Origin of the sequence: Nonomuraea sp. NPDC049421, from assembly GCF_040677005.1 — a bacterium.
Lineage (GTDB): Bacteria > Actinomycetota > Actinomycetes > Streptosporangiales > Streptosporangiaceae > Nonomuraea > Nonomuraea salmonea.
Window position 1 is genome coordinate 271,906 of sequence record NZ_JBFAQA010000006.1, and the last position, 26,343, is coordinate 298,248.

The 26,343-nt window shown below is 70.9% G+C and carries 21 protein-coding genes and 1 pseudogene; 11 read left to right on the forward strand and 11 right to left on the reverse strand.

All coding sequences use genetic code 11. The features are described from left to right. Positions 1 to 37: 37 nt before the first annotated feature. A pseudogene (locus AB0K18_RS13450) lies at positions 38 to 1,350 on the forward strand (GH1 family beta-glucosidase). Here AB0K18_RS13450 and AB0K18_RS13455 read toward each other — a convergent pair. Beyond that, positions 1,332 to 2,228: a hypothetical protein gene (locus AB0K18_RS13455; RefSeq protein ID WP_364914204.1), complete on the reverse strand. Its 897-nt coding sequence runs from the start codon at positions 2,226 to 2,228 to the stop codon at positions 1,332 to 1,334. The pseudogene AB0K18_RS13450 and the gene AB0K18_RS13455 overlap by 19 nt on opposite strands. 203 nt (positions 2,229 to 2,431) lie before the next feature. On the opposite strand from AB0K18_RS13455, the gene AB0K18_RS13460 reads away from it, so the two are divergent. Continuing rightward, entirely contained in the window at positions 2,432 to 5,461 is a 3,030-nt protein-coding gene (locus AB0K18_RS13460) for a M14 family zinc carboxypeptidase (protein WP_364914206.1), read from the forward strand. Between the two features lie 122 nt (positions 5,462 to 5,583). Next, positions 5,584 to 7,017, forward strand: coding sequence for an aldehyde dehydrogenase (locus AB0K18_RS13465; protein WP_364562010.1), 1,434 nt, complete (start codon positions 5,584 to 5,586; stop codon positions 7,015 to 7,017). A gap of 222 nt (positions 7,018 to 7,239) precedes the next feature. On the opposite strand, the gene AB0K18_RS13470 is transcribed toward AB0K18_RS13465, so the two are convergent. From AB0K18_RS13470 to AB0K18_RS13485, 4 genes are all read right to left on the reverse strand, one after another. Continuing rightward, entirely contained in the window at positions 7,240 to 7,992 is a 753-nt protein-coding gene (locus AB0K18_RS13470; protein ID WP_364914208.1) for an alpha/beta fold hydrolase, read from the reverse strand. 49 nt (positions 7,993 to 8,041) lie between these two features. After that, positions 8,042 to 8,407 (reverse strand): AMP-binding protein, encoded by a 366-nt coding sequence (locus tag AB0K18_RS13475; protein ID WP_345389116.1) that lies wholly within the window; start codon positions 8,405 to 8,407, stop codon positions 8,042 to 8,044. Positions 8,408 to 8,486: 79 nt separating this feature from the next. Beyond that, positions 8,487 to 10,901, reverse strand: coding sequence for a LuxR C-terminal-related transcriptional regulator (locus tag AB0K18_RS13480; protein ID WP_364914210.1), 2,415 nt, complete (start codon positions 10,899 to 10,901; stop codon positions 8,487 to 8,489). A gap of 52 nt (positions 10,902 to 10,953) precedes the next feature. Next, a complete protein-coding gene (locus AB0K18_RS13485) occupies positions 10,954 to 11,697 on the reverse strand; it encodes an AMP-binding protein (protein ID WP_364914212.1) in 744 nt (247 codons plus the stop codon). A gap of 177 nt (positions 11,698 to 11,874) precedes the next feature. Between AB0K18_RS13485 and typA the strand changes: the two genes are divergently transcribed. Both typA and AB0K18_RS13495 read left to right on the forward strand, forming a co-directional pair. Further along, positions 11,875 to 13,725 (forward strand): translational GTPase TypA, encoded by a 1,851-nt coding sequence (gene typA / locus AB0K18_RS13490; RefSeq protein WP_364914214.1) that lies wholly within the window; start codon positions 11,875 to 11,877, stop codon positions 13,723 to 13,725. Positions 13,726 to 13,892: 167 nt separating this feature from the next. Continuing rightward, positions 13,893 to 14,348: a hypothetical protein gene (locus AB0K18_RS13495; protein ID WP_364914216.1), complete on the forward strand. Its 456-nt coding sequence runs from the start codon at positions 13,893 to 13,895 to the stop codon at positions 14,346 to 14,348. A gap of 4 nt (positions 14,349 to 14,352) precedes the next feature. Here AB0K18_RS13495 and AB0K18_RS13500 read toward each other — a convergent pair whose 3' ends face one another. From AB0K18_RS13500 to AB0K18_RS13510, 3 genes are all read right to left on the reverse strand, one after another. Then, entirely contained in the window at positions 14,353 to 15,003 is a 651-nt protein-coding gene (locus AB0K18_RS13500) for a DUF2461 domain-containing protein (RefSeq protein WP_364914218.1), read from the reverse strand. Positions 15,004 to 15,034: 31 nt separating this feature from the next. After that, entirely contained in the window at positions 15,035 to 15,826 is a 792-nt protein-coding gene (locus tag AB0K18_RS13505) for a polysaccharide deacetylase family protein (protein ID WP_364914219.1), read from the reverse strand. A gap of 496 nt (positions 15,827 to 16,322) precedes the next feature. Further along, complete coding sequence (locus AB0K18_RS13510; protein ID WP_364914221.1) at positions 16,323 to 16,898, reverse strand: XRE family transcriptional regulator; 576 nt, start codon at positions 16,896 to 16,898, stop codon at positions 16,323 to 16,325. An 84-nt stretch (positions 16,899 to 16,982) separates the two neighbouring features. Between AB0K18_RS13510 and AB0K18_RS13515 the strand changes: the two genes are divergently transcribed. Together AB0K18_RS13515 and AB0K18_RS13520 are read left to right on the forward strand one after the other, a co-directional pair. Continuing rightward, on the forward strand, positions 16,983 to 17,822 hold the full coding sequence (locus AB0K18_RS13515; RefSeq protein WP_364914223.1) for a DMT family transporter: 840 nt from the start codon (positions 16,983 to 16,985) through the stop codon (positions 17,820 to 17,822). Between the two features lie 54 nt (positions 17,823 to 17,876). Beyond that, entirely contained in the window at positions 17,877 to 18,785 is a 909-nt protein-coding gene (locus AB0K18_RS13520; RefSeq protein WP_364914225.1) for a sensor histidine kinase, read from the forward strand. Between the two features lies 1 nt (position 18,786). Here AB0K18_RS13520 and AB0K18_RS13525 read toward each other — a convergent pair whose 3' ends face one another. Continuing rightward, positions 18,787 to 19,371 (reverse strand): sigma-70 family RNA polymerase sigma factor, encoded by a 585-nt coding sequence (locus tag AB0K18_RS13525; protein WP_345389138.1) that lies wholly within the window; start codon positions 19,369 to 19,371, stop codon positions 18,787 to 18,789. A 247-nt stretch (positions 19,372 to 19,618) separates the two neighbouring features. Here AB0K18_RS13525 and AB0K18_RS13530 point away from each other — a divergent pair, with 247 nt between their 5' ends. Further along, positions 19,619 to 20,692, forward strand: coding sequence for a PLP-dependent cysteine synthase family protein (locus AB0K18_RS13530; RefSeq protein ID WP_364914227.1), 1,074 nt, complete (start codon positions 19,619 to 19,621; stop codon positions 20,690 to 20,692). Here AB0K18_RS13530 and AB0K18_RS13535 read toward each other — a convergent pair. Next, the gene (locus AB0K18_RS13535) at positions 20,682 to 21,647 is read right to left on the reverse strand and encodes an iron-siderophore ABC transporter substrate-binding protein (protein WP_364914228.1); all 966 of its coding nucleotides are present in this window, start codon (positions 21,645 to 21,647) and stop codon (positions 20,682 to 20,684) included. The two genes, AB0K18_RS13530 and AB0K18_RS13535, sit on opposite strands and share 11 nt — an antisense overlap. A gap of 99 nt (positions 21,648 to 21,746) precedes the next feature. On the opposite strand from AB0K18_RS13535, the gene AB0K18_RS13540 reads away from it, so the two are divergent. From AB0K18_RS13540 to AB0K18_RS13550, 3 genes are read left to right on the forward strand one after another with little or no spacing between them, the layout of a single operon-like run. Further along, positions 21,747 to 22,781: an iron ABC transporter permease gene (locus tag AB0K18_RS13540; protein WP_364914230.1), complete on the forward strand. Its 1,035-nt coding sequence runs from the start codon at positions 21,747 to 21,749 to the stop codon at positions 22,779 to 22,781. After that, positions 22,781 to 23,824 (forward strand): iron chelate uptake ABC transporter family permease subunit, encoded by a 1,044-nt coding sequence (locus AB0K18_RS13545; protein ID WP_364914232.1) that lies wholly within the window; start codon positions 22,781 to 22,783, stop codon positions 23,822 to 23,824. Before AB0K18_RS13540 ends, AB0K18_RS13545 begins: the two co-directional genes overlap by 1 nt. Next, positions 23,821 to 24,600, forward strand: a complete 780-nt coding sequence (locus tag AB0K18_RS13550) for an ABC transporter ATP-binding protein (RefSeq protein WP_364914234.1) — start codon at positions 23,821 to 23,823, stop codon at positions 24,598 to 24,600. Before AB0K18_RS13545 ends, AB0K18_RS13550 begins: the two co-directional genes overlap by 4 nt. A gap of 1 nt (position 24,601) precedes the next feature. Here AB0K18_RS13550 and AB0K18_RS13555 read toward each other — a convergent pair whose 3' ends face one another. After that, on the reverse strand, positions 24,602 to 26,287 hold the full coding sequence (locus AB0K18_RS13555; RefSeq protein ID WP_364914236.1) for a tetratricopeptide repeat protein: 1,686 nt from the start codon (positions 26,285 to 26,287) through the stop codon (positions 24,602 to 24,604). Positions 26,288 to 26,343: the final 56 nt, after the last annotated feature.

Genomic DNA, 26,343 nt, shown 5'->3' on the forward strand with positions numbered 1-26,343 from the left:
AGATAACATGAGCCCCACTCAGGTAGGAGGCCCGGGGATGTTTCTGTGGGGTACGGCCACGGCGGCCTATCAGATCGAGGGCGCGACCGACGAGGAGGGCAGGGGCCCCTCCATCTGGGACACCTTCGCCCGCGAGCCGGGCCGCACCCGCGACGGGCACACCGGCGACGTGGCCTGCGACCACTACCACCGCTGGCGCGAGGACGTCGCGCTCATGGCGGACCTCGGTGTCAACGCCTACCGCTTCTCGATCGCCTGGCCGCGCGTGCTGCCCGACGGCGCGGGCGCGGTCAACGGGCGCGGCCTCGACTTCTACGACCGCCTGGTGGACGCGCTGCTGGCGGCGGGCGTGCAGCCGGTGCCGACGCTGTTCCACTGGGACCTGCCGCAGGCACTTGAGGACCGCGGCGGCTGGCTGAACCGCGACGTCGCGGAGCTGTTCGCCGACTACGCCGGCGTCGCCGCCGCCCGCCTCGCCGACCGGGTGCCGCTGTGGATCACCCTCAACGAGCCGTTCGTGCACATGGCCTTCGGGTACGCCATGGGCCTGCACGCCCCCGGCCACGCCCTGATGACCGGCGCCCTGCCCGCCGCGCACCACCAGCTCCTGGCCCACGGCCGCGCGGTGGCGGCGCTCAGGGCGGCCGGCGTGCGCCAGGTGGCGCTGACCAACAACTGCACCCCGGTCTGGCCCGCCTCGTCGCGGGAGCAGGACGTACGGGCCGCCGAGGCGTACGACACCTGCACAACCGCCTGTTCACCGACCCGGTGCTGACCGGCGCCTACCCCGACCTGTCGGCCTACACCGGCGACCTCGGCTTCGTCAGGGACGGCGACCTGGAGACCGTCTCGGCCCCCATCGACGCGCTGGGCGTCAACTACTACAACCCCACCCGCATCGCCGCCCCCACGGACGAGGGCCTGCCGTTCACCGACGCCGGCATCACCGGCCACCCCACGACGGCCTTCGGCTGGCCGGTCGTCCCCGACGGCCTGCGCGAGCTGCTCACCGGCCTGAAGTCACGTTACGGCGCCGCGCTCCCGCCGATCCTCGTCACCGAGAACGGCTGCTCGCAGCCCGACGTCCCCGGCGCGGACGGCACGATCGACGACGCCGGCCGGATCGCCTTCCTCGACGGTCACATCGCCGCGCTGCGCCGGGCCATGGACGAGGGCGTGGACGTGCGCGGCTACTTCGTCTGGTCGCTGCTCGACAACTTCGAGTGGGCCGAGGGCTACCACCAGCGCTTCGGCCTCGTGCACGTGGACTACGCGACGCAGCGGCGCACGCCGAAGCGCTCGTACCACTGGTACCGGGACTTCCTGAAGACTCAGAACACCGACACGTGAACGTGGTCGTAGTGGTTGGCCGTCACGCCGCCGCGGTTGGACATCGGGTCCCAGCCGCCGCCTGAGCGGATGTCGTAGTAGCGCTGCTTCCAGATGATGTACATGACGCCGATGCGGGCGCCGTTCTTGATCAGCCAGGCGGCCAGCGCGTCGCCGTTGGCCGCGTCGGAGCCGGCGGCCATGGTGCCGCCTCTGGACATCATGAAGTCGCAGGCCCGGCCCTTGCCGTGTTCGCCGGGGTCGCCGGGGCGCAGGCAGCCGACGCCGTACTTCATGGGGAAGTTGGCCATGATCTCGGCGCGGACCTGGATCATGCGCTGGGTCAGGCCCTCGGCGCCGCCGGGCTGCTGGAAGCCGTATTTGGCGAGCAGCTTCTCGATGTCGGTGCGCTTGGCCTGGAGCCGCTTGATCTCCTTGGCCATCTTCTCGACCTTCTTGTTGGCGTTGAGCTTGGCCTGCTTGGACTTCTCGATGAGCTTCTCGATGCTCTCGACCCGCCTGGCCCGCTCGTTGGCCATGTACGCCATGTTCGCCGCCTGCCCGAGCACCTTGTACGGGTCGCCGGACGGCGTGATGAGCTGGAGGCCGTCGAGCGGCCCGACCATGTAGGAGGTCTGGGCGATCCGGCTGACCTCCTCCTGGGCGGCCTTGAGCTGGGCCTGGAGGGTGCCGGACGTGGCGCTGGCGCGCTTCACCTGGAGCTTGATGTCCTCCAGGCTCTGGAGCTGGCCGCGGTAGAGCTTTTCGAGCTGGGCCGCCTGCTTGGTGAGCCTGCGCAGCTCGGCGGGTGAGGGATCGGCTGCGGCGGAAGGCGGGGTGGGGAGTCCGAGCAGCCCGGCGAGCACGGCGACGAGAACGGCGAGCCGCCAGATCCTCACACCCGTCCCCTCCCCTCATAGACGGACCGAAACTATAGAAGATGATCTTGATCCCTGTCATCCGAACGACGGAACTGCTGCACCTTTGATGAGGTTTTCTGGCTTTTGTCCGACTTAAGCCCGACCTAAAATTTGGGCCTTCCCGGGAGCGCTCCAAAGGTCTGAGATGGCGATCGATTCCCGTCTCTGCGAAGGGGCAGACCGTGTCTCGATTACTGAAGCTCACCGCGGCCGTCACCCTCGGCCTGGGCACGTCCGTCGTGGTGGTCACACCGCCCGCGCACGCGGCCGTGGCCCCCCTGCCGCCCAGCGACCGCATCGAGCTGTACGAGCTCGACAGCCCGCCGGGCACCGCGCAGCAGCTCAGAGAGAAGGGCTTCGACGTCGTCCAGCAGGAGAACGCGGACGGCAAGGAGCACATCGAACTGACCGCCGACCGTACGGACCTGGACGCCCTGGCCAAGCTCGGCCACCGCCCGGAGCCCGTGCGCAACGCTCAGGGCCAGACCCAGCTGGAGGCCGCGCGGGCGCAGGCCACCGGCGGTTACGCCGTGTTCCGTTCCTACTCCGAGCGCGGCGGCATCGCCGACCAGCTCAAGGCGATCGCCAACGCCCACAAGGACGTCGTCAAGGTCCAGTCGATCGGCAAGACCCTGCGCGGCCAGGACATCCTCGCCGCCAAGGTCACCACGGGAGCCCGATTGCTGCCCGACGGCCTCAAGCCCGCGACGCTCTACTCGGCCACCCAGCACGCCCGCGAGTGGATCGCGACCGAGGTCGACATGCGGCTGCTCACGTACGTGGTCGCGAACAAGTCGAAGCTGCGCGACCTGCTCAACAAGGTCGAGCTGTGGTTCGTCCCCGTCGCCAACCCCGACGGCTACGACTTCACCTTCACCGAGGGCAACCGCCTGTGGCGCAAGAACCTGCGCGACGTGAACGGCGACGGCCAGATCACGACGGGCGACGGCGTCGACCCCAACCGCAACTTCCCGACGAACTTCCACTACGACGAGGAGGGCTCGTCGAGCATCCCGAGCAGCGAGACCTACCGCGGCGCAGGCCCGGCCAGCGAGCCGGAGACCAGGGCCATGGACGGCCTGCTGCGCCGGGTCGGGTTCGAGACGCAGCTCAACTACCACTCCTACGGGCCGCTGCTGCTCTACCCGAGCGGCTTCCAGATCGCCACGGAGACCGCGGACAACCCCATCTACGAGGCGCTGACCGGCGACGACACCCGGCCGGCCGTCCCCGGCTTCGACCCCGACCTGGGCGCCGAGCTCTACACCACCAACGGCGACACCAACGACCACGCCCACGCCAGGTACGGGACTTTGTCGTGGACGCCCGAACTGAACGAGGGCTGCGACGGCTGCGGCTTCGTCTTCCCCGACGACGAGGCGCTGGTGCAGGCCGAGTTCGAGAAGAACCTGCCGTTCGCGCTCGACGTGGCGAAGTCGGCGGTCAACCCGGTCGAGCCGGTCAGCCACCTGGGCAACAGGACGCCCGACTTCGTGCTCGACCCGTTCGAGGTCAGCCACGGCAGGAACCAGGTCGTCCAGGTCAACGCCAAGCGCAAGCTCGGCCCCGTCTTCCTCAACTACCAGGTCAACGGCGGCAGGACGAAGACCACCGGGACCAAGGAGTGGAAGGGCGGCGAGCGGTACGGCAAGGGCTACGACCGCTACTACCACCGCCTGCGCGGCACGATCACCGGCACCGAGCCGGGCGACGAGGTGAAGGTCTGGTTCACCTCGATCGGCAAGAAGAGCGGCAGCTTCACCTACACGGTCGCCTCCGACATCGGCGGCAAGGTGCTGGTGCTCGCCGCCGAGGACGTCACCGGCCCCAGCCCCGCCCAGGAGGGCACCGAGGCCAAGTACGCCGGCGTCTACACCGCCGCGCTCAAGGCCGCCGGCTACAGCACCGACGTGTACGACATGGACAAGATGGGACGTAAGGCCCCGCACCCGCTCGGCGTGCTCAGCCACTACAAGGCGGTGGTGTGGGAGACCGGCGACGACATCATCCCGAGGTCGGAGGGCCAGGTGCCGGGCACCACGTCGAAGGCCGGCGTGGACACCGAGCTGGCCGTGCGCGACTACCTCAACGAGGGCGGCAAGCTGCTGCACGCCGGGAAGTACCCGTCGTACGCGGCCAACTTCAACGGCTCCTACTACTACGAGCCCGACCAGCCGGGCAACCCGGAGTGCACGGTGCCCGACGACCCGCCCTGCATCCCGGTGTTCAACGACTTCCAGCAGTACTGGCTGGGCGCGTACGTGTTCTTCGACGACGCGGGCACCGACCAGGCGACCGGGCAGCCGTACCCGCTGACCGGAGCGGGCGGCGCGTTCGACGGCTTCGCCGCCACGCTGGAGCAGACCCACACCAACTCGTTCGTGGCCACCTCCGCGGTGCTGCCCGCCGCGCGGTTCCCCAGGTTCGCCAGCTCGGCCCCGGTGAAGTGGGGCAGGCCAGGTGGTCCGTTCGACCCGCACACCGGCTCCTGGGACGTCTACAGCGGCATCGCGGACGTCTCCTGGAAGCGGCTGACCACGACGATCGACCTCACCGGCAGGACGAGTGGCGAGCTCTCGTTCTGGACGTCGTACGACACCGAGTTCCACTGGGACTTCCTGACCGTCGAGGCCAGGACGGCGGGCGGTGACGACTGGACCACGCTGCCGGACGCCAACGGCCACACCACCCAGGAGGTCGGTGACAGCTGCCTGGTCGAGAACAGCGGCGGCTGGCGCACGATCCACCCGTTCACGCAGCGCTACCAGGGCGTGGACTGCGAGCCGACCGGCAGCTCGGGCGCCTGGCACGCGGCGTCGGGCAACTCGGCGGGCTGGCAGCAGTGGCGCGTCGACCTGACCCCGTACGCGGGCAGGCAGGTCGAGGTGTCGATCTCGTACATCAGCGACTGGGCCACCCAGGGCGCGGGCGTCTTCCTCGACGACGTCACGGTGACCCTGGACGGCGCGGCGGATGAGACCACCTCGTTCGAGAGCGACCTCGGCGGCTGGGCCGTGGGCGCGCCGCCCCAGGGCACCTCGCCGTCGATCAACAACTGGTTCCGTACGGACCAGGTCTTCGAGGAGGGCGGCGGCGTCACCACGGAGGACACCGTCTACCTCGGCTTCGGCGTGGAGAGCGTGACCGATCAGGCGGCGCGTACGGACCTGCTCAAGAGGTCCATGCGGCACCTGCTCGGCCCCTCGCGTTAGAGCCCTTCGAGGGGTGCGGCCCCGCGCCGCACCCCTCTTGCGTGCACGGACAGAACATGGTTCGGTCACCTTGAGGCACACCTGGAGCAAGCAAGCATTCGGTCAAGCAGGAGGTCCACGTCATGCGCCAGCACGACACGCTGTTCATCGGGGGCGAATGGGTGGCCCCAGCGGGCACCGGGACGATCGACGTCATCTCCCCCCACACCGAGGAGGTCGTCGGCCGGGTGCCCGACGGCACCCCCCAGGACATGGACCGCGCCGTCGCCGCCGCCCGCGAGGCGTTCGACCACGGGCCCTGGCCGCGCATGACGTTCGCCGAGCGGGCCGAGGTGATCGGCCGGCTGGCCGCGATCTACAACGAGCGGCAGGGCGAGATGGCCCAGCTCATCACCGAGGAGATGGGCTCGCCGATCACCTTCTCCAACCTCGCCCAGGCGCCGCAGCCGCTCGGCATGCTGCAGTTCTACGCCGAGCTGGGCAAGACGTTCGAGCAGGAGGAGCAGCGGCCCGGCATCTTCGGGCCGATCACCGTGCGCAGGGAGCCCGTCGGCGTCGTGGCGGCCGTGGTGCCGTGGAACGTGCCCCAGTTCGTCACCATGACCAAGGTCGCGCCCGCGCTGCTCGCCGGGTGCACGATCGTGCTCAAGCCCGCGCCTGAGACGCCGCTCGACGCGTACCTGCTGGCCGAGTGGGCGGCCGAGGCCGGTGTGCCGGCCGGCGTGCTCAACATCGTGGCGGCCGGCCGCGAGGCCGGCGAGCACCTCGTCTCGCACCCCGGCGTGGACAAGGTCGCCTTCACCGGCTCCACCGCCGCCGGCCGGCGCATCGCCGCCATCTGCGGCGAGCAGCTCAAGCGGGTCAGCCTGGAGCTGGGCGGCAAGTCCGCCGCGATCATCCTCGACGACGCCGACCTGAACGCCAGCATGGGCTTCCTGTCGATGGCCTCGCTGATGAACAACGGGCAGGCGTGCGTGGCCCAGACCCGCATCCTCGCCTCCCGGCAGCGCTACGACGAGGTCGTGGACGCCATCGCCGGCATGGTCACCTCGCAGCCCGTCGGCGACCCCGCCGACCCCGCCACCGGCATCGGCCCGCTCGTCGCCAAGCGGCAGCAGGACCGCGTCGAAGGCTACATCAGGGTCGGCATGGAGGAGGGCGCCAAGGTCGTCGTCGGCGGCCTCGACCGCCCGCGCGACAAGGGCTGGTATGTCTCCCCCACCGTCTTCGCGGGCGTCTCCAACGACATGCGGATCGCCAGGGAGGAGATCTTCGGGCCGGTGCTCGCGGTCATCCCGTACGAGGACGAGGCCGACGCCGTACGCATCGCCAACGACAGCGACTACGGCCTGGCCGGCACGGTGTGGACGGCCGACTCCGAGCACGGCATGGAGGTGGCCCGCCAGGTGCGTACGGGGACGTACGGGGTGAACTGCTTCATGCTGGAGACGAACGCCCCCTTCGGCGGCTACAAGGCCAGCGGCATCGGCCGCGAGCTGGGCCCCGAGGGGCTCAACGGCTACCTGGAGTACAAGACGATCGCCCGCCTGGGCTGAGGCCGTGCCTGAGAGGGGCCTCCCCCCCGGAGGCCCCTCTCGGGCGGACCTAGCGCGCCCCCGCGACGCTAGGTCCCGCCGGCGGCGGAGCACCGTGCGTGACGCGACCGCTACGGACCGACCACAGCAGTATGTCCCACGGCAAGCGCAACGACGCTTTGTTCCCCCGGAGACTTTCTCCCGGCGGTTTCCATCCGTACGCCGCAGGATGACGGGTATTACTCAGGAAGGGTGAGTTGTCAGCCACTTGCCGATCCGGCGGATGAGATCGGGGCTCGCCGCCGACTCCGCGTGCCCGAAGCCGGGCTCCACCCACAGCTCCTTCGGCTCCTTGGCGCCCGCGTACAGCTGCTGGGCGTGATCCAGCGGGAAGAAGTGGTCGGCGTCGCCGTGCACGATCAGCAGCGGCACCGGCGAGATGAGCCCGGCCGCCTCGTGCGGCGGCATCGGGATCGGGTCCCACTGCCCGCGCGCGATGCGGGTGCGCTTGGCCACCCTGGCCGCCCACCGGCCGACCGGCTGCTCGATCGCCCAGTGCACCTGCCGCATCGGCCGTGTGCCCCGGTAGTACCAGCGGGCCGGGCCGCTCACCGCGACCACCGCGTCCACGCCGCCGCGCAGCCCCGCGTGCCGCACGGCCACCGCCGCGCCCATGGAGAAGCCCACCACCGCGACCCGCCGGTAGCCGACCACCCTGGCGTGCCTGACCGCCGCCTCCACGTCGAGGATCTCCAGGTCGCCGACCGTGGTCTCGCCGCCCGAGCGGCCGTGGCCCCTGAAGTCGAAGGCCACCACGCCGCCGTAGCGGCTCAGCACGTGGACGATGCGGCGGGCGCTGCGCTCCCGCCACGAGCCGGTGAAGCCGTGCGCCACGACGATGCCGAGATCGGTGCTGGTGGAGGGAGTGTGCGCGGCGTCGATGCGGACGCCGTCCTCGGTTCTGAGCATGACGGGGAAGCTGGGCGCGAACGGCATGACACGAGCTTAGATTCGCCGTCCCCCGGTCCTCGCGCGACCCTCCAGCTCAGGGGTGCCGCGGCACCAGATCGGCCATGCTCACCACGATCCGCACCCGCGACTCCTCGGCCGCGTCGAGCGCCTCGCGGACGTTGGAGATCATCACCCGGGCGCCGCTGTCCAGGATGCGCCGGCGCAGCTCGGCCGCGTCGAGATGGGCGGGCAGCGGCCACACCACGCCGCCCGCGGCGATCACCGCATCGGTCGCCACCAGCAGGTCGGGCCCGACCGGCAGGCAGATGAGCACGGTGTCACCCGCGCGCACCCCGCTGCGCCGCAGCTGGACGGCCGCGACCGCGGACCGCTCGTCCAGCTGCTCCTCGGTGAGCTTCAGGCCGGTGCCGGAATCCACCATCACGATGCGCTCATCCATGGGGAACACCGTAAGGAGGGTGACCTGTGCACACATGGGGCGGAATATGCAGATCCGTATGCAGAAGCGGCCGCTCCCCTTACTGGACGGACCTGGGCTGTTCCGCCGCCCACACCGCGATCTGCGCCCGCGAGGTGTAGCCCAGTTTCTCCATGATGTTGGCGATGTGGCGGGCCACCGTGGCCGGGCTGATCACCAGTTCCTCGGCGATCGCCCGGTTGGACAGGCCGCGGGTGAGCAGGCCGGCGATCTCCAGCTCGCGGGCGGTCAGCAGCGAGCGCCTGACCGGCTCGGCCGGCGCGGGCGCCGCCGCCGGTGGCCGCGCGCCCTCCAGCACGTGGCGCGCCGCGTCGTACGGGCGTATCGCCCGCCCCCGCGACCACAGCGCGGTGGTGCGGCCCTCGCCCAGCTTGGTCCTGGCCCGGCCGAGCAGCTCTTCGATCCTCCTCGTGGCCGCGTGCTGGCCGATCGACTCGCGCAGGACGGCCGCCGCCGCGGCCGCCAGCACCGCGCCCTCGAGGTCGCCCTCGCACTCGGCCAGCACCGACAGCCCCACCAGGCAGCGCGCCACCCCCTGCCGCTGCCCGGTCGCCCGGCCCAGGGCGAGACTGGCGGCCAGCCGCTCGCGGGCCACGCCGAACTCGTGCAGCAGCGCCGCCACCCGGCCGATCCTGGCCAGGCAACGCGCCAGCTCCAGGCCGCCGCCCAGCTCGCGCAGCCACGGCACGGCCCGCTCGTACTGCTTCTTGGCGGTCACCAGGTCACCCCTGGCCTCGGCCACGGAGCCGAGCTGGGCGGCGGTGCGCGCCATGATCCAGCGGTGGCCGTGCTCGCGCGCCCGCGCCAGCGCGTCCTCGCCGAGCCGCTGCGCCTCGCGCAGCCGGCCGCGGACCAGCGCCACCGCCGACAGCCCCGCGAGGCCCGCCGCCTGGTTCCAGGTGTCGCCCGAGCCGACTGCCAGCGCCAGGCCATCCTCCGCGTGGTGCAGCGCCTCCTCCGCGCGGCCCATGCGCAGCAGCACCACGACCATGAGGCTGTGCATGACGCAGCGCGGGAACACCTGGTCGGGAGGCAGCCCGGCCAGGCTGCGCCCGGCCATCTCCAGCGACCTGCCCAGCTCGTCGCGTGCTTCGAGACCATAGGCGAGGTACGCCTGCGAGTGGGCGACCTCCTCGGCCGGCACGTCACCGGTGTCGAGCGAGAGCAGCCGCTCGACCCAGCCGACGATCTCCGTCACGTCGCCGCCCAGCGGCAGCAGGCCCGTGCTCGTCCGGCACAGCCGCAGCCCCATGACCACGTTGCCGGACTCGGCGGCCCAGTCGAGCGCCAGCCGCTGGTCGTCCATCAGGCCGCGGCTCGCCCTGGCCGCCGCCAGCCGGCGCGACCACGGCTGCCTGGGCTCCACCATCTCGACGGCGAAGTGACGCTCCATCAGGTCGCAGAGCACGCGCAGGTGCCGCTCGCGCAGCGCGCCGCGCTCGCCCGCCCGGTCGAGGCGTTCGAGCGCGTACCGCTTGATGGTCTCCAGCATCCAGTAGCGGCCGCGGGCGCCGTCGCAGAGCACCAGTGACTTGTCCACCAGGCCGCCGAGCAGGTCGAGGATCTCGTCGGCCGCGATGGGCGGCGCCGCGCACACCCGCTCGGCCAGCTCCAGGTCGAAGTCGCCGGCGAACACCGACAGCCGCCGCAGCAGCACCTGCTCGCCGGGCGAGAGCAGGTCGTAGCTCCACTCGACGGTCGCGAGCAGCGTGCGCTGCCTGGCGGGGGCCGTGCGCCCGCCGGTGGTCAGCAGCGAGAAGCGGTCGTCGAGGCGGCCCGCTATGCGGGCGGGGCTCAGCACGGTCGTACGGGCCGCGGCCAGCTCGATCGCCAGCGGCAGCCCGTCGAGCGCCCGGCACAGGCGCACCACGTCGGGCAGGCTCTCGGGCCCCAGCCGGGTGCCGGCCGCCGCCGCCCGGTCGAGGAACAGCCGCACGGACTCGGCGTCGGCCGTGGCCTCCTCCGGCACGTCGAGCGGCGGCACCCGCCAGATCAGCTCGCTGGCGATGCGCAGCGGCTCACGACTGGTGGCCAGCACCCGCAGCGACGGGCAGGCCGACACCAGCGCCGCCGCGACCTGCGCCGACCTGTCGACGAGGTGCTCGCAGTTGTCGAGCAGCAGCAGGCAGCGCTGGTCGCGCAGCCGGGCGGTGACGGTGTCGAGCAGCGGGGCGCCCTGCTCCTCCGCCACGCCGAGCACCTGGGCGACCTCCCGCTCGACCAGCTCGGGCCGGGCGATCCTGGCCAGCTCGACCAGCCAGACGCCACCGGGAAAGGACGGCACGAGCCCGGCCGCGACCCGCAGGGCCAGCCGGGTCTTGCCGATGCCGCCCACCCCGCACAGCGTCACCACGCGCGTCTCGCCGATCAGCTCGCGCAGGTCGTCGAGGTCACGCTCGCGTCCGACGAACCGGTTGGGCTCGACCGGCAGGTTGTGCCGGGGGGAATCTGGCATGTGCTCACCCTGCGTCGCGGAAGGATCACACTCTCGCACAGTGTCGCACTTTTCACAGGCCAAGCGAACTGACGACCGCCCTTTCGTCGACGACCCGCAGGGTGGGGTCGCCCAGCAGCCTCCTGGCCAGGTCGTAAGGCGCGACGACCACCGTGGCCCGCCGCTCCTGCGCCAGCACCCGGCAGCCCACCAGGCTCGGCTCGTGGGCCACCACGACGTGGGCGCCCGCCGTCATCGCTAAATCGATCGTGCGCAGGCCGCGGAACGGCTCGCTGACCGCGCTGATCAGCACGTCGTCCTTGCCGACGACCAGGCGGGTGGCGAGCCTGCGCAGGTCGGTCGCCAGCTCGGCGTTGTCGAGCAGCCGGGCCCCGTCGAGTGTGAGCGCGGGCCCGGCCAGCGGGCCGAACTCGACCGCCGCCGGCCCCACCAGCTCGCTGAACGGCCTCGCCCCCGCGACGGGACGGAAGGAGAAGACGAGGTCGGCCTTGACCGCGGCCGGGTCGTAGCGGTCGTAGGTGATCGAGATGCGCGACTCGCCGTGGCTGCCGAGCACGGCGATGCCGCCCGCCCAGGCCACCGCGTGCACCGCCACCGGCAGGGCCGCGCCCAGCGGGACGTCGACGAGCACCCGCTCGCCGTAACGCAGCCCCTGTGCCTGCAGCCCGGCCGCCGCTCTGGTCACCCGTCTGGCGAAGGCCGCGTAGGACAGCACCTCGCCGGTCCTGACGTCGCTCACCGCCGGCTGATCGCCCTGCATCGGTGCCGCCGCCATCACGAGCTCTGTCCAGGTCATGCCGCCAATCTAGGGATCCGGGCCGCACTTGCCATGCGCAGGATTGTGCAGGCCGCTATGTAGTCGCGGTCCGTCGCGGAGGTTCCCGGCTCGCGCCTGCCAGCCGAGGGGATCAACTAGACTTATGAGGTCGCGACTTCGCGCGGCCGCCCCCACGACACAGAGCGAGACGTCATCATGCCTTTGAACAGCCGCGACGACCTGCGGAACATCGCGATCATCGCGCACGTCGACCATGGCAAGACCACGCTGGTCGACGCCATGCTCTGGCAGTCCGGGGCCTTCCGCGCCAACCAGGACGTCGACGACCGCGTCATGGACTCCAACGACCTCGAGCGCGAGAAGGGCATCACCATTCTCGCGAAGAACACCGCCGTCCAGCACGGCGGCATGACCATCAACATCATCGACACGCCGGGCCACGCCGACTTCGGCGGCGAGGTCGAGCGCGGGCTGTCGATGGTCGACGGAGTGGTGCTGCTGGTCGACGCGTCCGAGGGGCCGCTGCCGCAGACGCGGTTCGTGCTGCGCAAGGCGCTGGCCGCGAAGATGCCGGTCATCCTGTGCATCAACAAGGTCGACCGGCCCGACGCCCGCATCAAAGAGGTCGTCGACGAGGTCTACGAGCTGTTCATGGACCTCGACGCCACCGAGGAGCAGATCGACTTCCCGATCGTCTACGCCTCGGCCAAGGCCGGGCGGGCCTCGATGGAGCGTCCCGACGACGGCGGCATGCCCGACTCCGAGGACCTCGAGCCGCTGTTCGACATCATCAAGTCGACGATCCCCGCGCCCACCTACGACCCGAGCGCGCCGCTGCAGGCCCACGTCACCAACCTCGACGCCTCCTCCTACCTCGGCCGCATCGCGCTGTGCCGCATCCACCAGGGCGTCATGCGCAAGGGCCAGCAGGTGGCGTGGTGCCGCACCGACGGGTCGATCCAGCGGGTGAAGATCACCGAGCTGCTGATGACGCAGGCGCTGGAGCGCAAGCCGGCCGAGGAGGCGGGCCCCGGCGACATCATCGCGATCGCCGGCATCCCCGAGATCATGATCGGCGAGACGCTGGCCGACCCCGACGACCCGCGCCCGCTGCCGCTGATCACCGTCGACGAGCCGGCCATCTCGATGACCATCGGCACCAACACCTCGCCGCTGGTCGGCAAGGTCAAGGGCTCGAAGGTGACCGCCCGCATGGTGAAGGACCGGCTGGAGAAGGAGCTGGTCGGCAACGTCTCGCTGCGCGTGCTGCCCACCGACCGCCCCGACGCCTGGGAGGTGCAGGGCCGCGGCGAGCTGGCGCTGGCCATCCTGGTCGAGCAGATGCGCCGCGAGGGCTACGAGCTGACGGTCGGCAAGCCGCAGGTGGTCACCAAGGTCGTCGACGGCAAGGTGCACGAGCCGGTCGAGCGGCTGACGGTCGACTGCCCCGAGGAATACCTGGGCGCGGTCACCCAGCTCCTGGCCGTGCGCAAGGGCCGCATGGAGCACATGACCAACCACGGCACCGGCTGGATCCGCATGGAGTTCGTGGTGCCGGCGCGCGGGCTGATCGGCTTCCGCACCGAGTTCCTCACCGAGACCCGTGGCACGGGCCTGGTGCACCACGTGTTCGACTCCTACGAGCCGTGGTTCGGCGAGCTGCGCACCCGCAACAACGGCTCGCTGGTCGCCGACAGGTCGGGCCCGGTCACCGCGTTCGCGATGCTCAACCTCCAGGAGCGCGGCACGCTGTTCGTCTCGCCCGGCACCGAGGTCTACGAGGGCATGATCATCGGCGAGAACTCCCGCTCCGACGACATGGACGTCAACATCACCAAGGAGAAGAAGCTCACCAACATGCGCTCCTCCACGAGCGAGGAGACCGAGAAGGTGATCCCGCCGCGGGTGTTGTCGCTGGAGCAGGCGCTGGAGTTCATCCGCGAGGACGAGTGCGTGGAGATCACGCCCGACCACGTACGCATCCGCAAGGTCGTGCTCGACGGTGCCACGCGCGGCCGGGCCGCGGCCCGTGCCAAGCGCGCCTGACGCGCTTTTCCCGCAAGCCGCGTTTCGTTTGCTTTATGCCGGCGAAGCGCGGCTTCCTGGTCAGTGACGGCAGTCAACGTGGCGGCTCGGCCACCTGCGATGAAAAAGCCCTTCCGGGTCGCGTCGTCAAGAGATGTTGTCATGGGAACAGCTGTAATCAGGGGGCGATGAACGAGCACGGAAGGCACCCCGAGACCGCGTTCGCCACCTCCGCGGGCTGCCCGCCCTGGCACAACGCGGTGCCCGCGTTCACCGTCAGCCTGCTGCTCAGCCTGCCCTTCGCCATCGTGTACGGCTGGCCGGAAGGCGCCGACCTGACCAGCTTCGTCTTCGACAGCCGCTATCTGCTCACCCTGCCGGCGTTCGGCTTCCTGTACGGCTACTTCTACCCGCGCGTGCGCGGCACCCAGCCCATGACCAAGGCCCTGCACCTGGCCGCCGCCGCGCTGCTCACCGAGCTGCCGTGGGCGCGGGTGCGCACGCTGCGCAGTGTGCGCAGCCTCGCCGCCCCCGCTCTGGCCCTGGTGCCGGCGGCCGGCACCACCGCCGCGTCGTCGGCCGCCGGTCAGACCGTGGACCGGATACTGAAAGGCGACCAGGTGACCATCACCGCTCCCCGCTGACCCTTCAGCGGCGGGACAGCTCACTCCCGCGTACGTGCGTGCACAGCCACTCCACCAGCGGCCCGAAGGCGCGCCACGAGCGCTCGACCCGCGTCCGCACCTCGGGCGTGTGCACCCACGGCTCCGGCTCCCACCGCACCCCCGCGTAGATCGAGCGGTGACGCAGCAGGCCGATGCGCGGATGGTCGTCGTCGAAGCCCCTGGGCCTGGTCTTGAGGCGGTCGCCCATCAGCTCGTAGCCCGCGGTCACCAGCCGCTCGGTGAGCGTCGCCAGCGGCTTGCCCGAGAGGTCTTCGTCGACCGCGGCGCGATAGCGGGCCACCTGGTCGGACGCGCCGGTGTAGACGCCGCCCGCGGCGAAGACGCCGGCCGCGCTCAGCTCGACGTAGTAGCCGATGCCGGGCATCAGGCCGACGAAGGCGCCCTGATGGGTCTTGTAGGGCGACTTGTCCTTGGCGAAGCGCACGTCGCGGTAGGGCCGGAACAGGTGGACCTCACCGAACTCCGGGCCCAGCTCGTCGGCCAGCGCCAGCATGGGCGCCCGCACGGCCTCCTCGTAGAGCTGCTTGTGCTGGGCGAAGTAGGTCTTGGAGTTGTCAGCCTCGAGCCCCTCGTAGAACAGGAACGCCTCGTCGGGGAAGCCGGTGAATCCCATGAGGTCAAGCCTGCCACGAGCCGCCGACAACTCAGCGCTCCGTGTACATCTTCCCCGGTGACGGTGTCCTGCCGTACAGCTCCGAGACGGTGACGAAGGTGAAGCCCCTCCTCGCGAGCGTGTCGAGCACCTTCGGCATGGCGTCCACGGTGGTGCGGTGGATGTCGTGCAGCAGCACGATCGAGCCGGGCTTGGCGTGCGACGCCCGTTCGGCGACGGTCTCGGTGACGCGGTCACGCCAGTCGAGGGTGTCGAGGTTCCACAGGATCTGGGCCAGGCCCTCGCGTCTGGTCTCGGCCGCGACCTGCTCGTCGGTCGACCCGTACGGCGGCCGCATCACCCGCATCCGCACCCCGGTGAGCTGCCGCACGATGTGCTCGGTGTGCCGCAGCTCCTGCTTGACCCGGTGCGGCGGCAGCTCGGCGAGCGGCGGATGGCTCCAGGAGTGGTTGCCGATCTCGTGACCGTCGTCCACGATGCGGCGTACGGTGTGGCCGCCCTTGTCGGCCGCGACCATCTGGCCGATGACGAAGAAGGTGGCTCTGACGTCACGGCTGCGCAGCAGGTCGAGCAGCCGCCAGGTGTGCTCGCCCGGCCCGTCGTCGAAGGTGAGTGCCACGCACTTGAGCTTGGAGCAGTCGAAGTTCCGGCTGCGCGGCCAGCCCGCCTGCATCGACACCAGCCGTTTGGCGAGCGTCACAGGGTCGATGGTGGCGGGCTTGATGGGTGTGACCTTCATGTGCTGGTGCTGGCGTCGCGGCACCGCGTGGGTGACGCAGATGGCCAGCGCGAGCAGGGCCAGCGGCAAGGCCCATACGCGCATGCTTCCCCCCGGAACGCCGCATGCGGGGGCCTATGGATAGTCCTGGACCGGCACCCCCCGCAGTTCCCTGGCCAGGTCGTCCCACCAGAGTGGGATATCGGCCTGCAATTCCTGGAAGCGGCGCGCCACGCGCATGGCACATCCAAGCGGATCCGTACCCAGATGCCGACGTTTCACCGGTCCTTCCTGCCAACGGTAAAAACCATCTCTATAACGTACGACCAGCCCTATCCACACTGAGATGGTCTCGCCGTCTCCCACCTCGTAAGCGCTGGTGACGCCCAGGCCATGAAGCTCCGCCTGGAGCTTCTCCGTCGCCGCTCGAGCCTCACTCACACGTCACCCCCTGCCGACGTCGCGCCCACCGGGCCGCGGAGCACGGTCGGCGCACACTGGGGATGTACCCAGCCACGGGCCTCAGCCGTCCAAAGCATGGAGTAATCATGAAACTCCACCGGGTCATCCGGAGGGCTTTCGCGCTTATTGATCAGGGATCTCAGGCGTCGTTCGCGGCGCGCGGCTCGGCCACGGCCATGACGAACCTGAGGTCCGCATCGCCCTGGTTGGCGTAGCGGTGGGGCCGGTCGGCGGTGAAGAGCACGGCGGCGTCCTCGCCGATCACGTGGCTCTTACCGGCCATGATCAGGGTCAGCTCGCCCCGCAGGACGGTGAGCATCTCGCGGGTGCCGGGCGGGTGGGCGTCGCCGTCGTGGTGCTCGCCGGGGGCGAGGCGCCAGTCCCACAGTTCCAGGATCAGCGGCATGTCGGTGCCGACCAGCAGCCGCGCCTGCACGTCGCCCTGGTCGAAGGTGACCACGTCGCTCTTCTGGACGACCCGCACCATGGGCACGTCGGCCACCTCCACCAGCCGGGCCACGGTGACGCCGAGCGCGGAGGCGATGCGGGTGAGGGTGGACACGCTGGGATTCGTGCGCCCCTGCTCGACCTGGACGAGCATGCCCCGGCTCACGCCCGACCTGGCGGCCAGCGCGTCGAGGGTGAGCCCGCGGTGGGCCCGCTGGGCGCGCACGTTGTTGGCGATGGCCTGGGTGATCAGCTCGGGGTCTTCCATGCCAGTGCAGTGTAGTGAATCTCTCGTGCAGTGCACTGTACTCTGTGTGTTGCACTATTAGTGCAACAGAGAGGACTCCCCCTGGTGACCGTCATCCTGGCAACCGCCTGCGCCATCGTCTACGGCACCGCCGACTTCTTCGGCGGCCTGGCCACCCGGCGCTCGCAGGTGCTCTCCGTCGTCGTGCTCTCCCAGACGGCGGGCCTGGCGCTGGTCCTCGCCCTGCTGCCGCTGCTGCCCGGCACGTACAGCGCCCAGGCGCTCTCCTGGGGGCTCGCCTCCGGCCTCGCGGGAGCGGCCGGGCTGGTGCTGTTCTACCGGGCGCTGGCCACCGGCGTGATGTCCGTGGTGGCGCCCACGACCGCCGTCACCTCGGCCGCGCTGCCGGTCGTGTTCGGCCTGGCCACCGGCGACCGTCCCGGCCCGTGGGCGCTGGTCGGCGTGGTGCTCGCGCTCGGCGCGGTGCTGCTGGTCAGCCAGGACGGCTCGGGCGGCGGGAAGGTCACGCCGCGCTCGGTGCTGATCTCGCTGGCCGCCGGCGCGGGCTTCGGCGGCTTCTTCATCCTGCTCGCCATGGCGCCCGACGACGCCGGCATGTGGCCGCTGGTCGGCGCCCGCCTGTCGTCGGTGTCGGTCGTCGCCCTGCTGGCCCTGCTGACCAGGCGCGGGCTCAGGCCGGTGCCGGGCTCGCTGGGCGTCATCGCGGCGGCCGGCGTGCTCGACATGGCGGCCAACGTGCTCTATCTGCTCGCCCAGCGCGACGGCCTGCTCAGCCTGGTCGCGGTGCTCGTCTCGCTCTATCCCGCCAGCACGCTGCTGCTCGCCAACCGGGTGCTCGGTGAGCGGTTGCGTACCGTCCAGATCACCGGCGTCGTCTGCGCGCTGACCGCGGTGGCGCTCATAGCCGTTGCACAGCACCCCTAGCCTTGCTACGTTTCGCCCGTGCGCCCTGACCGGGCACGTTCCGATGGTGGGTCGTTGAAGCACGTCGCGGTGCCGTACTCCTCGGAGGAGTCCTTCGTGACTCTGACCGTGCCGCGCGTGCGTTCCGCGCTGGACGAAGGCAGGCGCGTGCTGGTCGTCACCGGCGCCGCCAAGCTCGGCCTGCTGACCGCGGCGCTCGGGCCCGACGCCGGCCGCATCGACAGCCGCAACCCCGCCGCCTGGTACGCCCATCCGTACCGGATGCTGGCCGCCTACCACGACTACACCCGCGGCCGGCCCACGCTGGTGATCGGCGAGCCGGCCTGGACGGACAGGAGCGAGCGCGACGTCAGAGAGCTGATCCGGTGCGACTCGGTGCTCAACGCCGCCCTGCACCGCGCGGCCGCGATCGTGATGTGCCTCTACGACGTGCGCAGGGCCCCCGAGCTCGTCGTGGAGTACGGCCCGGTCAATCACCCGGTGCTGCTCGGGTCCGACGGCGAGGTGACGAGCACCCGCTTCGTCCACCCCCAGGACCTCGCGTTCGACGACGACCACGCGCCCCTGCCCCCGCCCGCCCCCGACGCCCGGATCTTCCGCTTCACGGGACGCGAGCTGAAACGCCTGCGCCAGAGCGTCGGCGACTACGCCAGGGCGGCGGGCATGGACCACGACCTCATCACCTCGCTGGTGATCAGCGTGTCGGAGATCGCCGCCAACAGCGTCGAGCACGGCGCCGGCCACGGCACGGTCGCGATGTGGATGCGTGAGGGCGAGCTGATCTGCGAGATCGCCGACCCGGGAGGCGCGCTGGACGACCCGCTGCCCGGTTACATACCACCGGAGCCCGAATCCCCTCGGGGATACGGGCTCTGGATCAGCAGGCAGTTGTGCGACTTGGTGGATCTGCGCGCGGAGGACGGCCTGTTACGGGTCCGCCTCCATCTGAGGGCAAAGACGTGAGTCAGGCGGCCCGCTGCGCGGGCAGGCGTACAGCGCCCTCCTCGCGGGCGTACTCCTCCAGCATCCCCCGAAGCTGGCGGCGGCCGCGGTGCAGCCGCGACATCACGGTGCCGATGGGCGTGCCCATGCGCTCGGCGATCTCCTTGTACGCGAAGCCCTCGACGTCGGCCAGGTAGACGGCCACGCGGAAGTCCTCGGGGAGGGAGCGCAGGGCGTTCATGACGACGTTGTCGGGCAGCCGGTCGAGCGCCTCGGTCTCGGCCGACCGCAGACCGGTGGAGCTGTGCGACTCGGCGGCGTGCAGCTGCCAGTCCTCGATGTCCTCGGCGGCGGACAGCTTGGGCGAGCGCTGCTTCTTGCGGTAGTCGTTGATGAAGTTGTTCGTGAGGATGCGGTGCAGCCAGGCCTTGAGGTTGGTGCCCTCGCGGAACTGGTGGTACGACGTGTACGCCTTCGCCACCGTCTCCTGCACCAGGTCCTCCGCGTCCGCGGTGTTGCGGGTCAGGCGCATGGCGGAGGCGAACAGCTGCGACGTCACGGGCACGACGTCCCGCTCGAACCAATCCTGTCGCTGCTCATCGGTCATGGTGATCAATTCATTCCCCCTTGCGCTATCCCCCGTTTCGGCACAAGCCGCCTGACGGCGGTTCCATCATCGCAAGCCCCTGCTAAGGGGCGCGTTAGCGAGGTCCGCCTGTGGTCAGTAGGGGTTACGTCCATCTGCTCGCGGCGTGCGTGGTCACGTCCACGGCCGGACAAGTCTCATTATCATAACACTACCCACCCAATTCCACAGGAATAGTGGCGAGTGTCACATGGGATAGCGTATGGCCATGAGATTCGTGGACCGGCATGAGACGGGTACACGCCACTGGGTGGCTGAGGCCATACGCAAGGTCGAGGCCGACGCCAACCGTAGTTGCGACACACATCTGCACGTCTTTCCGCTGCCCCCGCAGTGGGGCGTAAACCTTTATCTGAAAGACGAGTCGGTGCATCCTACCGGTTCACTGAAGCACCGGCTGGCCCGCTCCCTCTTCCTGTACGGCCTGGCCAACGGCTGGATCGGCCCCACCACGACCATCGTCGAGGCGTCGAGCGGGTCCACCGCCGTCAGCGAGGCGTACTTCGCCCGGTTGCTCGGTCTTCCGTTCATCGCGGTCATGCCCGCCTCCACGTCGCCGGAGAAGTGTCACCTCATAGAGTTCTACGGCGGGAAATGTCATTTGGTTGACGATCCCGGCGCGATCTATGACGAATCTCACCGTCTGGCCGCCGAGACCGGCGGCCACTTCATGGATCAGTTCACCTACGCCGAGCGGGCCACCGACTGGCGGGGCAACAACAACATCGCTGAATCGATCTATTCACAGATGTCCTTGGAGCCGCACCCCGAGCCGTCCTGGATCGTGGTGGGCGCCGGCACCGGCGGCACCTCCTCGACCATCGGCCGCTACATCCGCTACCGCCGCCACCCCACCCGCCTGGCCGTCGTCGATCCCGAAGGCTCGGCGTTCTACCCGAGCTGGGTCTCCGGCGACACCACGGTCACGGCCCCCGGCTCGCGCATCGAGGGCATCGGACGGCCCCGCGTGGAGCCGTCGTTCCTGCCCACGGTCATCGACCGGATGATCGCGGTGCCGGACGCCCGCTCGATCGCCGCCATGCACTGGACCCGCGAGGTGACCGGGCTCGACGTCGGCGGCTCCACCGGCACCAACATGGCGGCCTGCGTGCAGCTCATCGAGGAGATGCGGGCGGCCGGCGAGCAGGGCAGCATCGTGACGCTGGTGTGCGACAGCGGCGACCGCTACAAGGGCACCTACGGCAACCCCGGCTGGCTGGCCGCCCAGGGCCTGGACGTCGAGCCGCACCTTGAGGAGCTGCGCCGCTTCGTCAACGGCTAGCGTCGACGCCGAACAGCCCGGCCACGTCGTCCAGCATCGCCTGCGCCCCCTGGATGCCCACCGCGGTCATCCAGGTGAGGTCGCTGACCTCGTGCTTCTTTCCCTTGAGCTTGGCCCACAGCGGGTTGCCGGTGAACTTCTCCTTCGGCCCGTCGGAGGCCGGGTCGGGGTAGGTCGCCACGAAGATGTGGTCGGCGTCGAGGTCGCTGATGCGCTCCTGGCTGACGTTCACCGCGATGGCGTCCTGGACGGTGGGCTGGCCCTCGGGGCGCCGGAAGCCGACGTCCTTCATGACCAGGCCCGAGTAGGAGTTCTCGACGTACAGGCGGGTCGTGGGCTCGCCGGCGAAGCGCACGATCGAGATGGTGGGCAGCTCGCCCTCCTTCTCCTTGATCTCCGCGCCGATCGTGGCGGCGCGCTCCTCGTACGCCTTGATCCGGGTCTCGGCGAGGTCCTCCTTGCCCAGGGCCTGGCCCATGAGCCGGAGGTTGTCCTTCCAGATGGCCCCGGTCGTCTCGCTGAACACGGTGGGGGCGATCTTCGAGAGCCGGTCGTACAGCGCCTCGTGCCTGACCTTCGCCGAGACGATCAGGTCGGGCTTGAGCGCGATGATCTTCTCCAGGCTCGGCTGCTCCAGCGTGCCGACCGCGGTGGCCTCCTGCCCATGGCTCTGGACGACCGGGCCGAGGTAGTCGGGCAGCTTCGTGTCGATCGACCGGTACGTCGTGTACCCCACGACCGGCGTCTCCAGCGTCAGCACCGCGTCCACGAAGCTCTGGTCGAGCGCGACCACCCGCTTGGGCTGCGCGGGGATGACCGTCTCCCCCATCGCGTGCCGCACGGTCCTGAACGGCGCCGCGCTCTGCGAAGAGGCGGGACCGGGGTCCGCCGAACCACCGCAGGCGGCCAGTCCCACCAGCAAGACGGCGCCGACCAGCACGCGCAACGGTTTCATCAGATCCCTCTCCCCGAAGTAAGGCAAGCCTAAATTAGGTTAGCCCTGCCTAAGCTGGCATACTTCAGCGGGATCGGGCAAACGTCAGGAGGGCATCGGGTGAGCGCAACCGCCGTCGCCCCGCGCCTTCACGGCATCCAGCGGCGCCGGTTCGGCCTGCTCGCCGCCCTGCTCGCGGCCGTCGCGATCGGCGTGCTGCTGAGCATCACGATCGGGTCCAAGTCCGTGCCGCTCGCCGACGCCTGGCACGCGATCACCGCCCCGACCGGCACCGAGAACGACATCGTCATCCGCTCCCTGCGGCTGCCCAGGACCGCGCTCGGCGTCATGGCCGGCGTCGCGCTCGGCGTGGCGGGCGCCCTCATGCAGGGCCACACCCGCAACCCGCTCGCCGACCCCGGCCTGCTCGGCGTCACGCAGGGCGCCGCGTTCGCCATGGTGTCCTCGATCATCCTGCTCGGCACGTCGAGCCTGCTCGCCTACATCTGGTTCGGCCTCGCGGGCGCGCTCGTGGCCAGCGTCGCGGTCTTCGCGCTCGGCATGGTGGGCGGCAGGGGCGGGCCCACGCCGGTCACGCTGGCCCTCGCCGGCACCGCCGTGAGCGCCCTGCTGTACGCGCTGACCTCGGCCATCGTGCTCCTCGACGAACAGGCGATGGACGTCTTCCGCTTCTGGCAGGCCGGCTCCATCGCCGCCAGAGGCGCCGACGTGGCCTGGCAGGTGCTGCCGTTCATCCTGGCCGGATTAGTGCTCGCGATGATCAACGCGCCCGGCCTCAACGCGCTCTCCCTCGGCGAGGACGTCGCCCGCAGCCTCGGCCAGGACATCGCCATGACCCGCACGGTCGGCGTCGCCGCCGTCACCCTGCTGTCGGGCGCGGCGGTGGCCGCCTGCGGCTCGCTCGCCTTCGTCGGGCTCATCGTGCCCCACCTGGCCAGGCCGCTGTCCGGCACCGACCACCGGTGGCTGCTGCCGTACTCGGGGCTGATCGGCGCCGCCCTGCTCCTCGTCGCCGACGTCATCGGCCGCGTCGTCGCGCCGCCCGGCGAGCTGGAGGTGGGCGTCGTGCTCGCGCTGCTCGGCGCGCCCTTCTTCGTCGCCCTGGTACGCCGCAGAAAGCCCGTACGCCTGTGATGACCACCCTCCCCCTGCGACTCGGCGGCCTGTCCTGGCGGCTGCGGCTGCGCGGCGTCGCCGTCACCGTCACGGGCGCCGTCCTGCTCGCCCTGCTCATGGCCCTGAACATGCGCATCGGCGACATCGACATGACGCTGCCCGAGGTGCTCTCCGGCACGTTCGACGTCAACAGCCCCGCGCACTTCGTCATCATGGAGCTGCGCCTGCCGCGCGCGCTCACCGGCGCCCTCGTCGGCGCCGCGCTGGCGCTGTCCGGCGCGATCATCCAGTCGATCGCCCGCAACCCGCTCGCCAGCCCCGAGATCCTCGGCGTCACCACCGGCGCCTCGGTCACGGTGGTGGCCGGCGTGGTCTTCAGCGGCAGCGTGTACGGCGGCGTCAGCGGCCTGCTGGCCGGCCTCGGCATCCCGGCGCTCGCCCTGCTGGGCGGCCTGATCGGCGCGGCCATCGTGTACGGCCTGGCCTGGCGGCGCGGCCTCGACGGCTACCGCCTGGTGCTGGTCGGCATCGGCGTGGCCGCGGTCTTCACCAACGTCAAGTTCTGGCTGCTGACCGTCGGCGACGTCAACGACACCGGCCGCGCCATGGTGTGGATCAGCGGCTCGCTCAACGGCCGCGGCTGGGAACACGTCGTCCCGACCGCGCTGGCCCTGGTCGTGCTGGTGCCGCTCACCCTGCTCGGCACCCGATCGCTCGACGCCCTGCGCTTCGGCGACGACACGATCACCGCGCTGGGCATCCGTACGAACCTGGCCAGGGCCCTGATGATCCTGGCCGCCGTGCTGCTGGCCGCCGTGGCGACCGCGTCGGCCGGGCCGATCGCGTTCGTGGCGCTGGCCTCGCCGCAGATCGCGCTGCGCCTGGTCCGCTCCGGGCAGCCGCCGCTGTTGTGCTCGGCGGTCGTCGGCGGGGTGCTCACCACGGCCGCCGACCTGCTCGCCAGGTCCCTGTTCTCCCCCATCGAGCTGCCCGTCGGCATCGTCACCGCCGTGCTGGGCGCCCCCTACCTGATCCATCTGATCTGGAGGTCGCGAAAGTGAGACTGCAGGCCGCCGGCGTCAAGCTCGGGTATGGCGAGCGCCTCATCGTGGACGGGCTCGACCTCGGCATCGAGGCGGGCACGGTGACCACCATCATCGGCCCGAACGGCTGCGGCAAGTCGACGCTGCTGCGCGCGCTCGGCCGGCTGCTGAAGCCCCAGGGCGGCGAGGTGCTGCTGGACGGCAAGCGCATCGACAAGATCCCCACCCGCGAGGTGGCCAAGATCCTCGGCGTGCTCCCCCAGTCTCCCACCGCCCCCGAAGGGCTGACTGTCGCCGACCTGGTCGCCAGGGGACGTCACCCGCACCAGACGTGGTACCGGCAGTGGTCGTCCGACGACGAGGGCGCGGTCGCGGCGGCCCTCGACATGACCGGCCTCGCCGACCTCGCGGAACGTCCGCTCGACGAGCTGTCCGGCGGGCAGCGGCAGCGGGCGTGGATCTCCATGGCCCTCGCCCAGGGCACCGACCTGCTGCTGCTCGACGAGCCGACCACGTTCCTCGACCTGGCGCACCAGGTGGAGGTGCTGGAGCTGGTCCGGCACCTGCACGAGGAGGGCGGGCGTACGGTCGTCATGGTCCTGCACGACCTCAACCTCGCCGCCCGCTACGCCGACCGCCTGGTCGCCATGCGGGCCGGCCGGGTGATCGCCTCGGGCAACCCGCACGAGGTGCTCACCGAGGAGCTGCTGCGCGAGGTGTTCGAGCTGGACGCCAAGGTCATCCCCGACCCGGTGGCCGGCACCCCCCTGGTCGTCCCGATCCGCCCGCTCTGAGTCAGCCGTCGCCCGGCTCGGCCAGCGCGGCCCGGACGTCCGCGTCGTCAGGGGCCAGCTCCGCGGCCCTCAGCAGGTCCTGGCGGGCCTGCCCGGTCAGTCCCGCCGCCCGGTACGCCAGCGACCTGTTGAAGAGCAGCTCCGCCGTCTCCCCCAGCTTCAGCGCCCGCGTCAGGTCGGCCACCGCCAGCTCGTTGTCGCCCCGCTCGTACGCCAGCTCCGCCCGCCCCGCCCAGGCCGCCACCAGCTCGGGATCGAGCTCAAGCGCCCGGTCGAAGGCCAGCCGCGACTCCGGGTAGCGCTCCTCGGCCAGCTCGACCTGCCCCAGCACGCACAGCAGGTAGGGGTCGTGCGGGGCCAGCGACAGCCCGCGCTCGACGTCCTGCCTCGCCCGTGCGTAGTCGCCGGCGGCGACGTGCAGGCCGCAGCGGTTGACGTACGCGGGGCCGAAGTCGGGGTCGAGCTCCAGCGTGTGGTCGAGGTCGGCGAGCGCGCCCGCCAGGTCGCCGGCCGCGTAGCGGACCTCCGAGCGGTTGTAGTACGCCTCGGGGAAGGGCGGGCTGAGCCGCATCACGCTCTCGTAGTCGGCCAGCGCCTCGGCCGAGCGGCCCATGGCGTGCAGCAGGTTGCCCCGATCGAGGTAATAGTCGGGGTAGCCGGGGTCGGCGGCGATCGCCCGGTCGTAGTCGGCCAGCGCCTCCTCCCTGCGCCCGCCGACTGCCAGCAGCTGGGCCCTGTTGGCGTACAGGATGAGCTTGTGGATCGGGTGCTCGTCGCGCAGGTGGGTCTCGGCCAGCTCGATCGCCCGCGCCACCAGGTCCATGGCCGACTCGCGGCGGCCTCTCCGCAGCTCGACCAGGGCCTTGCCGTTGAGGTCGAAGCCGAGGTGGAAGGCGCGCTCGCGGGGGTCGGGCAGCAGCGAGGTGATGGTGACGGCCTCGTTGATCCAGGCCAGCGCCTGTTCGGGGTCGCGGGCCGCCGGGTCGTGGTGGCGGACGAGGATCATGGCCGTCGCGTACGCGATCGTCGCGCGGTGCTTGGGGTCGGTGCTCAGCCGCCTGGCCCGGTCGTACAGGTCGCGGGCCTCGTCCTCGCGCTCGATCGCCTCCAGCGCGGCGGCGACCCGCTGCACGAGCACCTGCCAGCGCTCCGGGTCGTCCTCGTACGCCAGCCCGCGCAGCACCTCAAGGCCCGACTCGGCCATGGCGTGGTGGAAGCCCTCGTCGCGGTAGCGGCCGAAGTCGGCCCGCAGCGGCCCCGAGCCGGGCGCCGACGGCCCCTCCTCGACGCGCAGCAGGGCGGGGTCGAGCCGGCGCCGCAGCACGGCCACCAGCTCGGCGTCGGTGTGGTCGGCCTCGCCCAGGTTCGTCACGCGCAGGGTGAGCGGCCCGGTGCGGGTCAGATGATCACGGACGAACTCCGCCAGCCCGTTGGCCACCCGCAGGCTGCGCCGCGCGCCCGGCACCAGCACGCGCTGCCCTCTCGGCAGGTCCTCGGCCAGCGAGCGCCGGCGTGCGGGCACGACGTCCCGCAATGCGGGCGCGGCGGCCCTGATCTCGATGTCGTGCGCGGCGACCAGCTCGGGCGCGCTCTCCAGCGCGGCGGGAACGAGCCGCGTGAGCAGGGCCGAGGCCAGCGTGTACGGGCCGCCGATCCGGCGGTCCGCGTCGATGAGGATCGTCTCCACAGGGGTGGTTCCGCATTGGCCGGCGCCCCCACGGAGACGCCGGCCTGCGCAGCTCA